At 65.5% G+C, this 15,274-nt stretch carries 13 protein-coding genes; 4 read left to right on the top strand and 9 right to left on the bottom strand.

Annotation, left to right across the window (positions count from 1 at the left end; all coding sequences use genetic code 11):
• Nucleotides 1-4: 4 nt before the first annotated feature.
• From hpnE to BMY06_RS01135, 5 genes are all read right to left on the bottom strand, one after another.
• Nucleotides 5-1,261, bottom strand: coding sequence for a hydroxysqualene dehydroxylase HpnE (gene hpnE, locus BMY06_RS01155; RefSeq protein ID WP_074981165.1), 1,257 nt, complete (start codon nt 1,259-1,261; stop codon nt 5-7).
• Nucleotides 1,261-2,112 (bottom strand): presqualene diphosphate synthase HpnD, encoded by an 852-nt coding sequence (hpnD, locus tag BMY06_RS01150; protein WP_074981163.1) that lies wholly within the window; start codon nt 2,110-2,112, stop codon nt 1,261-1,263. The genes hpnE and hpnD overlap by 1 nt, the downstream gene beginning before the upstream one ends.
• Nucleotides 2,113-2,479: 367 nt before the next feature.
• The gene (locus BMY06_RS01145) at nt 2,480-3,445 is read right to left on the bottom strand and encodes a sensor domain-containing diguanylate cyclase (RefSeq protein WP_065061650.1); all 966 of its coding nucleotides are present in this window, start codon (nt 3,443-3,445) and stop codon (nt 2,480-2,482) included.
• Nucleotides 3,442-4,065: a chemotaxis protein CheC gene (locus tag BMY06_RS01140; protein ID WP_065061651.1), complete on the bottom strand. Its 624-nt coding sequence runs from the start codon at nt 4,063-4,065 to the stop codon at nt 3,442-3,444. The genes BMY06_RS01145 and BMY06_RS01140 overlap by 4 nt, the downstream gene beginning before the upstream one ends.
• The gene (locus BMY06_RS01135; RefSeq protein WP_065061652.1) at nt 4,058-4,426 is read right to left on the bottom strand and encodes a response regulator; all 369 of its coding nucleotides are present in this window, start codon (nt 4,424-4,426) and stop codon (nt 4,058-4,060) included. The genes BMY06_RS01140 and BMY06_RS01135 overlap by 8 nt, the downstream gene beginning before the upstream one ends.
• A 673-nt stretch (nt 4,427-5,099) precedes the next feature.
• Between BMY06_RS01135 and BMY06_RS01130 the strand changes: the two genes are divergently transcribed.
• Both BMY06_RS01130 and BMY06_RS01125 read left to right on the top strand, forming a co-directional pair.
• Nucleotides 5,100-7,397: a hybrid sensor histidine kinase/response regulator gene (locus BMY06_RS01130; protein WP_065061653.1), complete on the top strand. Its 2,298-nt coding sequence runs from the start codon at nt 5,100-5,102 to the stop codon at nt 7,395-7,397.
• Between the two features lie 209 nt (nt 7,398-7,606).
• A complete protein-coding gene (locus BMY06_RS01125) occupies nt 7,607-8,404 on the top strand; it encodes a hypothetical protein (protein ID WP_074981161.1) in 798 nt (265 codons plus the stop codon).
• Nucleotides 8,405-8,473: 69 nt separating this feature from the next.
• On the opposite strand, the gene BMY06_RS01120 is transcribed toward BMY06_RS01125, so the two are convergent.
• From BMY06_RS01120 to arsC, 3 genes are all read right to left on the bottom strand, one after another.
• A complete protein-coding gene (locus tag BMY06_RS01120) occupies nt 8,474-9,028 on the bottom strand; it encodes an NADPH-dependent FMN reductase (RefSeq protein WP_074981159.1) in 555 nt (184 codons plus the stop codon).
• 234 nt (nt 9,029-9,262) lie between these two features.
• Complete coding sequence (locus BMY06_RS01115; RefSeq protein ID WP_065061656.1) at nt 9,263-10,639, bottom strand: GntT/GntP/DsdX family permease; 1,377 nt, start codon at nt 10,637-10,639, stop codon at nt 9,263-9,265.
• 221 nt (nt 10,640-10,860) lie between these two features.
• Nucleotides 10,861-11,220, bottom strand: coding sequence for an arsenate reductase (glutaredoxin) (arsC, locus tag BMY06_RS01110; protein ID WP_074981157.1), 360 nt, complete (start codon nt 11,218-11,220; stop codon nt 10,861-10,863).
• 760 nt (nt 11,221-11,980) lie between these two features.
• Between arsC and parA the strand changes: the two genes are divergently transcribed.
• Together parA and BMY06_RS01095 are read left to right on the top strand one after the other, a co-directional pair.
• Nucleotides 11,981-12,643: a ParA family partition ATPase gene (gene parA / locus BMY06_RS01100; protein WP_065061659.1), complete on the top strand. Its 663-nt coding sequence runs from the start codon at nt 11,981-11,983 to the stop codon at nt 12,641-12,643.
• A gap of 24 nt (nt 12,644-12,667) precedes the next feature.
• The gene (locus BMY06_RS01095; RefSeq protein WP_065061660.1) at nt 12,668-13,726 is read left to right on the top strand and encodes a ParB/RepB/Spo0J family partition protein; all 1,059 of its coding nucleotides are present in this window, start codon (nt 12,668-12,670) and stop codon (nt 13,724-13,726) included.
• A 125-nt stretch (nt 13,727-13,851) separates the two neighbouring features.
• Here BMY06_RS01095 and BMY06_RS01090 read toward each other — a convergent pair whose 3' ends face one another.
• Nucleotides 13,852-15,210 carry a replication initiation protein gene (locus tag BMY06_RS01090; protein ID WP_065061661.1) on the bottom strand — a complete coding sequence of 453 codons (1,359 nt, stop codon included), beginning with the start codon at nt 15,208-15,210 and terminating at the stop codon, nt 13,852-13,854.
• Nucleotides 15,211-15,274: the final 64 nt, after the last annotated feature.

Below are 15,274 nucleotides of genomic sequence, written 5' to 3'. Positions count from 1 at the left end.
CTTCCTAAGGTTCAGACAGGAGCCCGTCCGCGGCCTTGCGGCCGGAGCGGATCGCTCCTTCGATCGTTGCGGGGAGGCCGGTAGCCGTCCAGTCGCCCGCGAGCATCAAATTGGTCCAGCGCGTGCGCGCCGCCGGGCGGCGCAGTTCCTCGTCGGGCACGGCGGCGAAGGTCGCGCGCGCGTCGCCGGCGATCTGCCACGCGGGCAGCGGCGTCACGGGCAGCGACGCCGCGTTCGCGACATCGGTCCAGACGCGCTGCGCGATCACGTCGGGCGCGAGCAGGGCCAGCGAGCCCGCGTCGTGGATCGTCGCCGAAATCCGGCCCGCGCCGGCGAACAGCCAGTCGGCCGTGCCGTTCACGAGCGCCATCGGCGTGGCGAGGCCGGGCGGTGCGTCGGCGGCGAAATGCACGTCGATAATCGACGTGAAACGCTGCGGCGTCTGCAACGCGGGCACCAGCGCGGCGGCCGCGTCGGGCGGCACCGCCAGCACCACGGCTTCGTCCGTGCCCAGCAGCACGCGGCCGCTGTCGAAATCGAGCGCGACGACGCGGCGCGCCGCGTCGTCGTAAGCGATCGCTCTCAAGGGCGATTCGAGCCGGATCGCCGCGCCGCCATGCTGGAGCATGCGCAACGCCGGATCGACGAAAGCGCTCGACAGGCCGTGGCGCGCCACCAGCGGACGCAGCGATTCGCCGCCCGCCGCCAGCGCCTCGCGCAGCATCGCCGAAGCGAGTTCGGCGCTCGCTTCGCGCGGCTCGACGTTGAGCCCCGCGAGCAGCAGCGGGCGCACCAGGCGGTCCCACAACACGCCATCGCAGCGCATGGTCTGCTCGACCGTGCGGCCAGGTCTCGCGAACAGCAGCGGCAGCAGCACGAGATAGTCCGAGACCCGGGTGCCCGGCACGCGCGCCTGGGCGTCGCCGATCCAGAACGGCACCCGCGAGCGCGAAAAGCGCACGCTCCAACGCGAGCGCGCCGCGAGGTCCATGAACGCGAATCCGGGTTCGGCCGGTCCCGTCAGTTCGTCGGCGGCGCCGATCGCGCGCACGTAGTCGAGCGTGTGCGCGTGAGCGGCCAGCACCAGATGGTTGCCGCTGTCGAGCGTGGCCGCCAGCGTGCGGTCATAGTACGAACGGCATCGTCCACCTGCCTGCGCGCCCGCTTCGTGCAGGGCGACCTGCACGCCCCGGCGCTGCAGCCGCACGGCCGTCGCGAGGCCCGCCAGCCCCGCGCCGATCACGTGGACGAGCCGCGGCATCAGAACAGCGCGTAGCGCGCCACGATCCACATGAGCCGCGCGCGCGGTTTGGCCACCTTGGTGCGCGGCAGGTCGAAGCCGCGCTCGATGGTGCGTTCGAGCAGCACGCGGTAGACGCCCGACATGATGCGCGGCGCCTTGACCTGGACGCGCGGCGTGCGGTCCATGATCGCGTCGGCGGCGGCGAAATGGCCGAACGCGCGCTCCACCAGCGTCGCGCAGACGCGCGGCAAGCGGGGATCGGCGGCGATCTGGTGCGGACCCGTGGCCGCGATGCCTTCGCGCGCGAGCAGTTCGCGCGGCAGATAGCAGCGGTTGATGTCCGCGTCCTCGTCGATGTCGCGCAGGATGTTGGTCAACTGGAGCGCACGGCCGAGGTGATGCGAGAGCAGCCGGCCCGGCTCCTCTTCCATCCCGAAAATTCTCACCGACAGGCGGCCCGCCGCGCTCGCGACGCGGTCGCAATAGAGGTCGAGCGTGTCGTCGTCGGGGGCGCAGATGTCCTCGGCGGCGTCCATGGCCATGCCGTCGATCATCGCGTGGAAGTCCTCGCGCTGCAGCCCGAACGTGTGGATATGGCGCGTGAGCGCGGCCAGCGAGGCGCGCGGCGTGCCGGCGTAGCACGCGTCGATGTCGGCGCGCCATTGGTCGAGCCCCGCCGCACGCTCGGCGCGCGGCAGGTCGCTGTCCGCGATGTCGTCGACAGCGCGGCAAAAGGCGTAGACCTGATACATGGCGTCGCGCTGCGCGGCAGGCAGGATGCGCATCGCCAGATAAAACGAGCTGCCCGACGATGCGGCGGCGGCGTCGGTTTGATGTGTATCGTCCACGACGAGGTTGGAAACAGCCAAGACGATCTCCGCTGGGGTCGCCCTCGACGGGGCGTTTCAGATATTCGGGCCCGCATGGAGCGGGTCGCCCGCGCGCGCGGACACGCGCGAGGCACCGGCTCTCTCGAACGCCATTCAGGGTCCAAGGCCGGAAACGGGCCAAAGTATATCAACCTTTGCGGGCCGCCGCAGTCGGGAACCTCGCCGCAATCAGGGGCAAATCGGTCAGCAGCGGCGCGCGGCGCCGGACTGAAGCGCCAACGCGCGTCTCGCGCGGGTTTTTCGCGGACCTATCGTCGGCCTATGACGGACAACGTCGCGCAGATTCCCGCCATCGTCCGCCATGTTCGAGGAACGCGCCCCAGAAGGCGCGATCCCGGTCGAGGAGCTAAGACAGCTCGTGCAGCAGCACCACCGAACGATTGCGGCCCTGGCGCTTGGCGCTGTAGAGCGCGGCGTCGGCCTCGTTGATCATGACCTCGTAGTCGCTCGAGCCGGGCCGCGCCGCGGCGGCGCCCACGCTCGCCGTGACCGGCACGACCACGCCCTGCACGTCCACGGGCGTGTCGCCGATCGTGTGGCGGATCTTCTCGGCTACGTGCAGCGCGTCGTCGAGCGGCGTGCACGGCAGCAGCAGCGCGAATTCCTCGCCGCCGAAGCGGCCGAACACGTCCTGCTTGCGCACCACGTCGGCCACGCGCTGCGCCATCGAGCGCAGCACCGTGTCGCCGGCGACGTGGCCGAATTCGTCGTTGATCTTCTTGAAGTGGTCGAGATCGAACAGCAGCACCGAGAGGTCGCCGCCATAACGCTGCCAGCGCGAGAATTCCTCCATCAGGCGCGACTCGAAGAAGCGCCGGTTCGCGATGCCCGTGAGGCCGTCGCGGTCGGCGTATTCGCGCAGCTTCGCCACGGCGTCCTCGCGCTCGCGCTGCATCACGCTTACGTGCGTGACGTCGGACACCGTGACGCACACGGCGATCACCTCGCGCTCGCGCATCAGCGGCATGAAGGTGCAGTCCTGCTGCATGTAGTCCACGCCGCCCGTGATCGGCCGGTCGTGATCGAAGCGGAACAGGTAGGGCCGCTGCTCCCACGAGCTGAAGGCGAAGCTGCCGAGCTGGAACACGCTTTCGACCTTGCGCGCGAGCCACGCGCGCGGCAGGTCGGGAAAGCGCTCGAAAATCGGGCGGCCGATCACGTCTTCGGCGGACACGCCGCTGTGGTCCTGCATGAAGCGGTTCCACATCAGCACGTTCATGTCGCGGTCGAGCACGAACAGGCCGAAGCCCACGCGTTCGACCACGAGGTCGGACAGCGAGGGCGTCGACAACGGCAATTCAGGGGTAGTCATAGGCTGTGCAACAGCGCGTCGATGGCCCGGCTTACGTGATGGATCGACTCTTCGGCCATCAGCATGACGAGATGCGCGCGAAAACGCTGGTCTTCCAGCGCGAAGTTGACTTCGACGAGCAGCGCGAGATCCCACGCGAGCAGGCCGGGCTGGAACACTTCGTCGAGCGTGACGGCGTCGCCGAGCAGGCCCGGCTGCGAAAACACCGGCAGACGCCCGAGCTGGTCGAGCATCGACGAGACACACGCGCCGGTCAGCACGTTCGCCACGTCGAAGATCAGTTCCTGCTCGGTGAGCGCGTCCCAGGTCGACTCCGCGAACGGGCCGCCGATCAGCGCGCCGAGTTCCGCAATCTCGCCGCTGCGGCAGATCACCAGCGCCTCGCCCTTGATCTCGGAGCGAAAACCCTGGCGCACGGCCGTCACCGGACCGTCGATGCCGGTCATCTCGCGCAAGGCGTCCGCGGCCTCGCTGACCGCCACCACGCGCACGCGCGGCACCGACAATTCGATGAAAGCATTCAGGAGCCCCGACAAACGCGTGGCTGCCTGGCCCATCCCCAGATTGGCGATCTCCTGAAGCGCGTCGCGCTGCAGTTCCGTGAACACTCGATCAGGCATACAACCCGTACTCCTTCAGGATGGGTAGCAGCGCTTCCTGGGTGACCGGCTTCGGCACGAATGCCATCGCGCCCAGCGCGAGCGCGCGCTCCTGGGCGCGCGGCTGGACGTCGGCGGATACGACGATCACGAACGTATTCAGATCCTCGTGCTGCATGGCTTCGAGAACCTGAAAACCCGTCATGCCGGGCATCGTCAGATCGAGAAACATGACCGGAGCACGCCCGGCGCGATAGAGCGCCAGCGCTTCATGTCCGTTCGACGCGTACGAGATGTCGACGTCCCAGTCCTCGGGAAGCGCCTTCGTGAGCACCTTGCGGGCTAACAGCGAATCATCGGCGATCACGATGGGCAAGGACATGGATATGCTGAGTGAATGTGCGTTGGACGGAATGCGTTAAGACGTATTAACGGCCGCGTGCGCACTATCTTTAGGGCGGACGCGTATTTTATGCGCGATGCGTGAATTACCGCATATGACAGCGCGACGGGAAGCGTGGCTGGCGCGGCAAATCGGATCGACCCGGTGAGAGCGGCGCCCCGATTCCGCCGCATTACTCGTCCCCGCTGCTTTAGCTGAGGGGGCCGACTTACAGAATGGATACGAGAAAAACAGCGCGCTGCCCGTGCTCATTTTTCATACGTATTTATCGTGCCCCGAATTCTCGAAGCAAATGAAATGAAATGCAACTCGTCGATAATCGTTACGCGATCAAATTTGACTTTCTTTTCGGGTTTTTCGGAAAATAAATAATCGAACCAACGAATCAGCGCCGATAATTATCCTTTTGTGTACGTTTGCGCTACGCGGATTTTCGCGCAATCGCGCGTCTGTCCGAAAAAATCGTTCTTTTTTGCGACGTTAAGTCCGGCGGCGCGTGAAATTGACTTTTTCCCGGTGCGCGCGCCGCGCACAGGGCCGCGAACGGACCGCGCGAGCGTGCAATCGAGCACGCCGGCGCGGCGGTTGGAACGCTGCGGTCGTTTATGATGTCAGAAGCTCCGCCGCAGCTTCCATCCCCTTAATCCGTACGATGATTTCCGACCGGCCCGCCGGGCCAGACGATCGCTCGCCCGCTTCGCCGCGCACCGATGAAGCGCCGTTTCCAGCCGCGCCCAGCCACGACTTCACGGTCCGCCGCCGCACGCTGATTGCGCTGCTCGTGGCGGCCATCGTGCTGCCTTGCGTCTACGTGGCCACGATGGCGTGGAACGACCTGCGCACGCGCGAAGCCGACGCCACCGACGTCACGCTGCGCACCGTGCGCGTGGCCGAGGAGCACGCGCTCAAGGTGTTCGACATGAACGACGCGCTCGACACGCGCATCGTGGACGGCGTGCAGGATCTCGACGACGAAGGCATCCGCCTGAACGAAGCGCAGATTCACGAGAAGCTCGACGCGATCGGCGGCGGCTATCCGCAGGTGGCGGCCGTGTCGATCTTCGGCCGCGACGGCGACCTGCTCGCGAGCAGCCGCTACTCGCCGCCGCCGCCCGTCTCGATCCTCACGCGCGACGACTTCGTGGGCATCCGCGCGGGCCGCATGATCGATCACGTCTCGCGCGTGATGCAAGGCCAGGTGAGCGGCGAAATCGTGTTCAACACGGGCGTGGCGCGCCACGACGCGCAAGGCCAGTTCGACGGTCTCGTTTCGGTCGCGCTGCGGCCCGCCTACTTCGGCACCTTCTATCGCGAACTGCTGGGCGCGGACTCGCCGATGGCGCTCGGCCTCGTGCGCAGCGACGGCGCGATTCTCGCGTTCGAGCCGCCGCCGCCCGCGGCTCAGGCGCGCGCCGGCGGTCCGGGCATTACGGCGGGCTCGCCGTTCGCCTCGGCACTCGCCGGCGGCAAGGACGCGGGCGTCGTGCACATGCGCTCGCAACTGCTCGACGACAAGGTGATCCTCGCGTATCGACGTGTCGGCGCGTATCCGGTTTATGTCACCTGCGCGTACCGCAGCTCGGCGATCTGGGCCGCGTGGTACCGGCACCTGAGCGTGCTGATCATCTCGATGTTCACGCCGTCGATCGCGCTCTGGTGCGTGATCTGGCTGTCGCTGCGCCGCCTCGCCGCCGAAGAGGAAGCGTGGGAGCGCTGGCAGGCCGAAGCGTCGATGCGGCGCTCGATCGAATCGGCCTACCGGCAGTCGCGCAAGATGGAAGCGCTCGGCAATCTCGTCGGCAGCGTCGCGCACGACTTCAACAATCTGCTGATGATCGTCTCCGCCAACGTGCAGATCGCGCGGCGGCGCGGCGCGGCCGCGTTCGAACGCGAACTCTCGGCGATCGAGCGCGCGCTCAAGAGCGGCCAGTCGCTCACGCGCCAGTTGCTCGGCGTGGCGCGCAAGCAGCCGCTGCGCAACGAGACGATCCACGCCGGACGCTGGCTGCCCGCGAGCCGCGAACTGCTGCGCGCGTCGCTGGGCGCGAAGGTCTCGCTCGTCGTCGATGTCGACGAAAGCGTGTGGCCCGTGAACGTCGACGTCGCCGAATTCGAACTCGCGCTCATCAATCTCGCCGTCAACGCGCGCGACGCCATGCCTAACGGCGGCCGCTTCACGGTGCGCGCACGCAATATCGCGTTCCGGCCCGGCGAGGGCTTTCCGCTCGACGGCGAATTCGTGCACGTTTCGCTGGAGGATTCGGGCGTCGGCATGTCGCCCGACGTGCTCGCGCGCGCGTTCGAGCCGCTCTATACGACCAAGCCGAAGGGCATGGGCACGGGGCTCGGGCTGCCGCAGGTGTTCGCGTTCTGCGAGCGCTCGGGCGGACTGGCCGCGATCGACAGCGCGATCGGCGCGGGCACGTCGGTGCATCTGTATCTGCCGCGCGCCGCGGCCGCGCCAGCGGTCGCGCACGAACCGGCGCCGCGCGAGGACAGCGTCGCGCCGCCGCACGGCCTGCGCGTGCTGCTGGTCGAAGACAACGACGAAGTCGCGGCGGGCACCGAAGCGCTGCTGCAGATGATGGGCCATCACGTCACCTGCGCGAACGACGCGGCGAGCGCGCTCGCGCTCGTCAAGGCCGGCCACGTTGCAGCGGCGAACGACGACGACGCGACGCCCTTCGCGCATTTCGATCTTGTGCTCTCGGACATCCACATGCCCGGCGAGATGAACGGCATCGATCTGGCCGAGGCGCTGCAGAACTGCGAGCCGACGCTGCCCGTGATTCTCGTCACCGGTTACGCGGAGGAACTGGAGCGCGCGCGTCACGTGGACGTGCGCGTGCTCTCGAAGCCGTTCGACATTGCCCTGCTGGAGAAATTGCTCGAGGCGATCCAGCGCGACCTGCAGACGCGCGCGCGCCGGGAACGGGACGCCACGCTGTAGGTCGAAAAGTCTGGATCGGAAAGCCTGGCGCGAGATGCCCGCGGCACGAAGATTGCGGGACGCTCGACCAGGCGGCGGCGGGCGCGCCGCGAGCCGGATTGACCACTTCATGTCGCCATGATGCGTGGATCTCGGGAACGCGCGCCCACCGCCATGTCAGACTTAGCCACCGCTTTTGCCACCATTGCCCGACGGGCGAGGAGTGAGCCATGAGACAGACCGTGACGGGTCTCTTCGAGACCCTGGATGCAGCGCGACACGCGCAGGAAGCGCTGCTGCAGCGCGGCTTCGCGCTGAACGACATCGAATTGCCGGTGCACGAAGCCGGCGTGCTGGCCGGCATCGAACGGCTGGTGTCGAGTTTCTTTTCGACGACCGGCGACGTGCGCGCGAACGCGGGCGCCGTGCCGGAACCGGCGCCGCACGCGCCCGGCGCCGCTGACGCGGCGAGTGCGCCGGCCGGCAACGTGCTGATCGGCGTTCGCGTGAGCGACGAAGCGCGCGCCGATCTCGCCCGCGAAACGCTGCGCGAAGAACACGCGCTCGAAGTGGCGATTCGCGGCGGCAGCTGGGCGTGGGCGGCGGCCAGCGACACCGATCCTGTCACGCGCGAGCATTCGGCGCTCGACGAACTCGGTATCGCCGGGCTCGCCGATGCGATGCGCCGACGCGTCGCGCCGGAAGGCTCGGCGGATCAGCCGGTCTCCGCCGAAGCGCAAGCGGGCGCTGTCGATCCCGCGCGTCCCGCCAGCGAAGCCGAAGCCACCGTGCTCACGGCGGCAAGCGCGCCCGGCGCCGGGGCTGTGATGGGCACGCAAGCGAGCGTGCCACCTGCCACGCACGCTCCGCACGTGGACGTGCCGTCCGCGCCCCAAGCGACGGAAACGGCCAGCGGTGCGCAGCGCATCCCCGATGAATTCATCGAGTACGAAGAGGATTCGCACGACCACCGCGCGTCCGACGCCCCCGACCGCCCGGTGACCGGATCGCGGCCGACGCTGCATTGACCTGAAAGTTGACGAAAAAAAGCGCGGCCCGAGCCGCGCTTTTTTTGTATCCCTGGATCGAAACCGGGTTCAGCGACCGAGCTGACGCTTGACCCAGTCGGCGTAGCGATCGACGAACGCCTGCAGGAACTTTCGCGTATCGTCGTTCACAATCTCGCCATTTTCGTTGATCCTGCTGGCATCGTGCTTGATGAACATCTCGGGTTGACCGAGCGTCGCCACGTCGAGATAGGCGAGCACGTTGCGCAGATGCGCCTGCGACAGCGCCGTGCCGATCGCGCCCGGCGAGGTGCCGAGCACCGCGCCCGGCTTGCCCGTCCATGAATTCTTGCCCCACGGCCGCGAACCCCAGTCGATCGCGTTCTTCAGCACGCCGGGAATCGAGCGGTTGTATTCGGGTGTGACGAACAGCAGCGCGTCAGCGGCCTCGATCTTCTGCTTGAACTGCCGCGCGACCTCGGGGAAATCGGCGTCGTAGTCCTGGCTGTAGAGCGGCAGCCCGCCGATGTCGAGAAACTCGAACGAGAAGTCGGACGGCGCGAGCGAGGCGACCGCGTGCGCGAGTTGCCGATTGAAGGATTCCTTGCGCAGACTGCCGACCACGACCGCTACTTGATAAGCCATTTCCTTCTCCTCGAAAGCGCGCGAAGCGCGTTGGAACGAAACGACATCATAGGCGCGAGCGCTTTCGCACGTCGCTAAGATGGGCCGGCGCGGCGCGCCTGTGGATAAGCAGGGGCGGCGCGGATTTATCCACAGATTTCGTTCATAACCTTGTGGACAACTCCGCACCAGGCCCGGTGGCATCGGGCCTCGGTCGGAATCGCGCCGAAGACGTTATCCGACCATTCACCTGCCTCAGTTCAGCAGGCTCCAGAGCAGCAGTGTGAGCACGAGGCCGACGACCGATACGATGGTTTGCAGGATCGACCAGACGAACACGGTCTGCTTGAGTTTCAGGCCGAAGTACTCGCGCACCATCCAGAAGCCCGCGTCGTTCACGTGGCAGAAGAACACCGAGCCCGCGCCGATGGCGAGTGCCATCAACGAATTGTGCGTGGCGCTCAGTCCGGTAACGACCGGCGCGACGATGCCGGCCGTCGCGGTGGTCGCGACGGTGGCCGAACCCGTGGCCTGGCGCAGCGCGACGGCGATCAGCCACGCGAGCAGCAGCAGCGGCAGGTGCGCGCCGACGGCGATCTTGCTGATGGTCGTGCTGATGCCCGCGAGCACGAGCGTCTGCTTGAGACCGCCGCCTGCGCCGATCGTCAGCAGCAGACCCGCGATCGGCGGCAGGCTTTTGCGCAGGATGTTACCGACGCGCTCGCGCGCCATGCCGCGCGACCAGCCGAGCACGACGATCGCGAACAACACGGTGAGTCCCAGCGCGATCAGCGGCTCACCCAGAAAATTCAGCGTCGTGAATGCGAGCGTGTCGGGCGTGAGCGCGAGTTTCGCGATCGTGCGGCAAAGCATCAGCACGGCGGGCAGCAGAATGGTCAGCAACGAAACGGCAAAACCGGGTGCGGCCAACTGCGTGTCGTGACTCGTGAACAGCTTGCCGAGATCCTCGGGCTCGTCCACGTGCATGCGACGCGACAGCCACGAACCGTAAAGCGGCCCCGCGAGGATCACCGCCGGCAGCGCGACGAGCACGCCGAATCCGAGCGTGATGCCGAGATCGGCATGCAATGCGCTCACGGCGATCAGCGGACCGGGATGCGGCGGCAGCAGCGCGTGCAGCGTGGTCATACCGGCGAGCGCGGGAATCGCGATGCGCAGGATCGGCTGCTTCGAGCGGCGCGCCATTACGAAGATGATCGGCACCATCATCACCAGCCCCACCTCGAAGAACAGCGGCAAGCCGATGATCACGGCGACGAGCGCCATCATCCACGGCAATGTGCGCGGCGTGGAGTGATCGAGCAGGGTGGTCACGAGCCGGTCGGCCGCGCCGGACTCGGCCATCAGCGCGCCGAGCATGGCCCCGAGCGCGATGATGATGCCGACGTCGCCGAGCAGGGCGCCCGCGCCTTTGCTGAACGCGCTGGCGACGCCTTCAAGCGGCACGCCGGCGGCGAAGCCCGCCGCGAAAGTACCGACGAGGATCGAGAGAAACGGCGCGAGCTTGAGCACGCTGATCAGGATGACGATCAGCGCGAGGCCCAGCAGGCAGGAGAGGATGAGGCGCGTGTCGTGGAACGACCACGCGGATAGAGTTGCAAGCGATTCCACTGAAGTCTCGTTATTGGCGGTTGGCGGGTGAGAGCCTGATGGTTTTTTTCTGCGTCGGCGCCGGGGAAAGGCGAGCGGGGGAGGGCTTGCCTGCACTGGCGACGACCATCGTTTGGGGCGTCGGCGCGGCCGCTATCTGGCCTGGTCGGCGCTCGATGTTTTCGAACGTCTTCGGTGTCGATCAGATGCGCAGTCTGATCCGATGCGGTGTCTGCCGCGTGTCAGGCAAACAGCGCCGCGACATTCTCCGGCGGTCGACCGATCACCGCACGGCCATCGCGGACGACGATCGGGCGTTGCAGCAGGATCGGGTGGTTCGCAATTGCTTCGTAGAGCTGAGCATCCGTAACCGTGGCGGCGCCGAGGCCGAGTTCCGCGTATTCGGTCTCGCCGGTACGGATCATGTCGCGCAGCGCGCCGCCGAGCTTTGCGTGCAGGGCCTTGAGCTGCTCGACCGTCGGTGGCGTCTTCAGATACTCAATCACGTCGACGGGTTCGTTTCCCGTGTTGTAGGTGCTGGTGACCAGCTCACAGGTGGCGCGTGACTTCGAGCATCGAGGGTTGTGGTAGATCGTGATCATCTGTTCGGTTGCTGTTGTGATTGGTTATCGGTGGCGGTCGTAGTCGCTATTGCGCTCGCGCGCGGTGCGCTGCTGGCTGATGCGCGAGCAAGTAGCGGCGCGTGCGTCAGCGTGCATCAGCCCGGCATCAATCGATGTCGGCGGTGCCTGATTCGATCACGGCACTCTTGCGCCTTTGCCTGCGACGTACGGTCGCGCTGATTTTAACGGGCAATGGCGAAGAGAGCAGGGCGGGGCTGCAAGGGCTCCGCGTGAACGACCGTGAGGTGCCGGAGTTTTATGCGCATAAAGATGGGCGGCTTGGGGAGTTCTGATGAGGGGAGGGTGCGAGAGTCTCACGGTTGATCGAGCCTTTATGCGCATAAATCCGCCCGTGTTTGCTCTGTTTGATACGCGCGGCTGAATGAACGTTTCGGCTGCACCTAAACGATTGCCTTGCGGTGCGTGGAGTTCACAAAGCTGGTCCCGCACTCGCTTGTTCACTTCATGTGTGAGCGAGCCTACAGACGAGACCGGCTTCGCCTTGCGAACGCCGCGTTTCGCTTCTCGATCGCCCGGCCTGGTCATCATCGCTCATTGGACCGACATCACAGATCTGTCAGTGGCTCCGAGGCCACGCTCGTGCGCATGAACTTTATGCGCATAAACCTTGGCCAAACGGCTAACGTTCGCAGTAAAAATCGAAAATCACAAACTCAATCATTGAATCGCAACTCAATCCAGGTAAAATCCAAAACAATTAGCAAAAGGAGAAAACCAATTGGCAGCAGAGATAATCGCAGTCACGCAGCAAAAGGGCGGGGTCGGCAAGAGCACGATCGCGATGCATCTCGGCGCAGCATTCCACGAAAGAGGCAAGCGCGTGCTCGTGGTCGATGCCGACGGCCAAAACACGCTCGTCCATTGGGCCAGTGCGTCTTCCGATGGAGAAGCCGGCATTCCGTTCCCGGTCGTCAACCTCTCCGAAGCCGGTGGACAGATCCATCGTGAGATCAAGAAGTTCATCGGTGACTACGACATCATCGTGGTCGACTGCCCGCCGTCGATCACGGAAAAGGTCTCGGGCGTCGTTCTGCTCGCTGCCACCGTCGCTGTTATTCCCACTTCGTCGTCCCCCGCGGATTACTGGTCGAGCGTCGGCCTCGTCAAACTGATCCAGCAGGCTCAGGTGATGAACGAGGATCTCAAGGCCGTTTTCCTGCTGAACAAAACAGAAGAGAAGCGCATGCTCACGCGCGAGTTGAAGCGCGCGCTGGAAGAACTGGGCTTCCCCTTGCTCAAAACCCAGATCCCGACCCGCGAAGCCTATAAGCAGGCCATGGCCCTCGGCCAGACGGTGCTGCAAATGAGCGACCGCGGTGCGCGACTCGCTGCGACGGAGGTGCGTGCTTGCGCCGACGAAATCGCAGAGATGCTCCCCTGACTTTATGCGCATAAAGGACCCTGAATGAAGCCCTCACAATTTGCCAAAGGTTTTCAGGCCCGGCCTGACACCACGAGCAGCGAGAAGCGCACGGCGCTTGACCGACTCAACGCCATCGACGGCCTCGTCCAGGACAAGCCCAAAGCCCGTGAAACGGCCGGCCGCTCGAGCCAGCCGGAACCCATCGCCGTCACTACCGACGACGCGACCTCACCGGTTGAAAACGAGTCGGCGGAATACCGCGCGTGGCGTCTGGAGCAGGGCTATCGCCCCGGCCAGATCATCGAACTGCCGCTCAAGGCCATCAAGGCGAGTCCGTTCAACCCGCGCCACTTCTATCTGAAGACGTCGATTGCAGAACTCGCGGTCAATCTCGCGAAGCAAGGGCAGCAGCAGGCGATCCACGTGATTCCGGATTACGCCGCGCCGGGCAGCTATTACGTGAGCGACGGCGGACGTCGCGTGCGTGCGCTCAAGGAAGCCAACAAGGAAGTCGTCAAGGCGATCGTCGTCGATCTGCCGATTGGACTGGAGAGCTACAAGCTCGGCTACGACCTCAACGTCCAGCGCGACTCGCAGACGGTGTTCGACAACGCCGTCGTCTGGAAGCGTTTTATCGACGACAAGCATTTCCAGAGCCAGCGCGAACTCGCCGATCACCTCGGCCTCGACGAATCGACGGTCGCGGTCGCCTTGTCCATCGGCAAGTTGCCCGAGTCGGTCATGCACGAGATGGTGGCGCGCCCCGACCGCTTCGGTTCGAACATGGCGTATCAGGTGGGCCGCTATCACGGTGCGCGCGGCACGGACGCCACGCTGCGGCTGATCAACCGGATTCTGGCCGACGACCTCAGCACGCGACAAGTCGCGGATATCGTCAAGGGCCGCGCGACGCCGCAAGAAAGTCCAAAGCCGGCCGGCCGTCAGCGCTACGCGCAACGGCTCGAGATCAAACTCGATGGCATGGCCGTCGGCGATCTGAAGTCGTACGGCGACGATCGACTCGAACTGCGCCTCAAGGGGCTCTCGAAAGATCGGCGCGATGCGATCCTTCACCAGATCGAAGAAATGCTGAAAGTCTGATCGAGCCTGATTGCAGCGATAAAGAAAAACGGTCTTCACGTGTCGAACGTGAAGACCGTTTTTTATGGCTCAACGAATCGTGAAGCGCTGCGTGCCGGATTGTGCGCGCAGCGTCACTTCGCTTCTCAGGCCGCGCGTGCCTGGTTCAGCGTGAACGCGAGCAGATCGCCATCGGTCGGTTCGCCCCATGTCTTGCGGGCGAGCCAATCGAAGAATGCCGTGTCGGCCAGTTTCGAGTCGAGGCCACGCCGACGCCAATCGTCGCGCAGGTGAGCGCCCAGACCCGGCAATTCGTCGTTCTCGAACGAGTTGCGTGCGAGTTCGCGTTCAAGGTCGCCCTGCTCGTCGTAGAGGGCACGAGCTTCCTTGCGCCGATACGCGGCGTACTCGTCCATCAGACGCGCCTTGGGATCGTCGGCCGTCACGCCGCCGGTTGCCAGGCGGCCCGCGGCTGCGGGCTTTTCCGCTGCGGTTTCGACTGGCGGCGCGTAGCCCTTCTTCAGCGCATCCTTGAACAGCGCGGCGGCACTGCGCACCGGCGGCAGCGTCGTGCTGCGCATGCGCTGCTCGGTGAGCTGAAGCGCCGCACGAATACGGTTTTCCTCACTGTCCGCGTAAAGCGACTGCGCTTCCTTGAGCGGAATGCCGATCTTGACCATGCGATCGACCAGCGTGCTGTCGAACACGTTCGGGTGCTCATCGAGCGCCAGCATCGGCTGCTTGCGCTCGGTCACGCGGAACTGGATCTCGGCGACACGCCGACCTTCGCGATGCTCAATCAGCTCGACGAAGATGTTGGTCACGGCGTTCACTTCCGCGATCGCCGGGCGCAGGTAATCGCGCTTGAAATACTTGTATTCGCGTTTCGCTTCGTCGCCGGCTTCGGTATCGGGGGTGCCCGAGAGAATCGGCCGCCACCATTCCCACGTCTCGCGCATGGTGAGATGGCTCGGATTCGTGAGATAGCGGACACAGATCTCGTAGAGCGCGAGGCCGGCGCTGCTGCGCAGCTGGCTCTGGAATTGCAGGCTCAGGCGGGCGTACTGGACCGGGTCCAGCAGCTTCTTCTTGATCTTGGGCGCGAACGAGAATTCCACCCAGACGCGGCGCGTGGCCGGATCTTCGAGAATTTCCGCATCGGCGATCAGCGTGGAGATACCCCATTTGCGGCCAGGCTTCTGGCTTGAGGTGCCCTGGCTCCATTCGACCTGCACCGACACCATGCGCCGCAGATGCTCTTTCACGAGCGCGGTATCGTTCGAGTCGAACGCCGAGTTCGCGACGATGTCGGAAAGCAGCGCGCGATAGGTATCGCCCCCTTCATCCGCCTGCTGCGCGACGGCGAGCAGCACGTTGAAGAGTTTGCGGGTCAGCAGAGTGATCTTGCCGCTCTTCGGCTGAATCGCGATTGCCTCGACGGCCTTGCGCAATTCGGCCGAGCTCGGGCTCACCACATCGGTTTTTTTCACGCGCTTCGTGGCCATGCGTCGGGTCGAGGTGAGAATTTCGCGAAAGGATACCGTCTGGGGTGAAACCCGTCTATAGGGC

Origin of the sequence: Paraburkholderia tropica, assembly GCF_900109265.1 — a bacterium.
GTDB lineage: Bacteria > Pseudomonadota > Gammaproteobacteria > Burkholderiales > Burkholderiaceae > Paraburkholderia > Paraburkholderia tropica.
Note: the sequence above shows the minus strand (reverse complement) of the source record. Positions and strands in the feature narration are given on the sequence as shown.

Excerpts from the sequence above, each read along its gene's own strand:
- BMY06_RS01135 (WP_065061652.1), bottom strand. The coding sequence starts at position 4,426 with ATGTCCTTGCCCATCGTGATCGCCGATGATTCGCTGTTAGCCCGCAAG.
- BMY06_RS01125 (WP_074981161.1), top strand. The coding sequence starts at position 7,607 with ATGAGACAGACCGTGACGGGTCTCTTCGAGACCCTGGATGCAGCGCGA.
- hpnE (WP_074981165.1), bottom strand. The coding sequence starts at position 1,261 with ATGCCGCGGCTCGTCCACGTGATCGGCGCGGGGCTGGCGGGCCTCGCG.
- BMY06_RS01130 (WP_065061653.1), top strand. The coding sequence starts at position 5,100 with ATGATTTCCGACCGGCCCGCCGGGCCAGACGATCGCTCGCCCGCTTCG.
- BMY06_RS01145 (WP_065061650.1), bottom strand. The coding sequence starts at position 3,445 with ATGACTACCCCTGAATTGCCGTTGTCGACGCCCTCGCTGTCCGACCTC.
- arsC (WP_074981157.1), bottom strand. The coding sequence starts at position 11,220 with ATGATCACGATCTACCACAACCCTCGATGCTCGAAGTCACGCGCCACC.
- BMY06_RS01120 (WP_074981159.1), bottom strand. The coding sequence starts at position 9,028 with ATGGCTTATCAAGTAGCGGTCGTGGTCGGCAGTCTGCGCAAGGAATCC.
- BMY06_RS01140 (WP_065061651.1), bottom strand. The coding sequence starts at position 4,065 with ATGCCTGATCGAGTGTTCACGGAACTGCAGCGCGACGCGCTTCAGGAG.
- BMY06_RS01095 (WP_065061660.1), top strand. The coding sequence starts at position 12,668 with ATGAAGCCCTCACAATTTGCCAAAGGTTTTCAGGCCCGGCCTGACACC.
- BMY06_RS01090 (WP_065061661.1), bottom strand. The coding sequence starts at position 15,210 with ATGGCCACGAAGCGCGTGAAAAAAACCGATGTGGTGAGCCCGAGCTCG.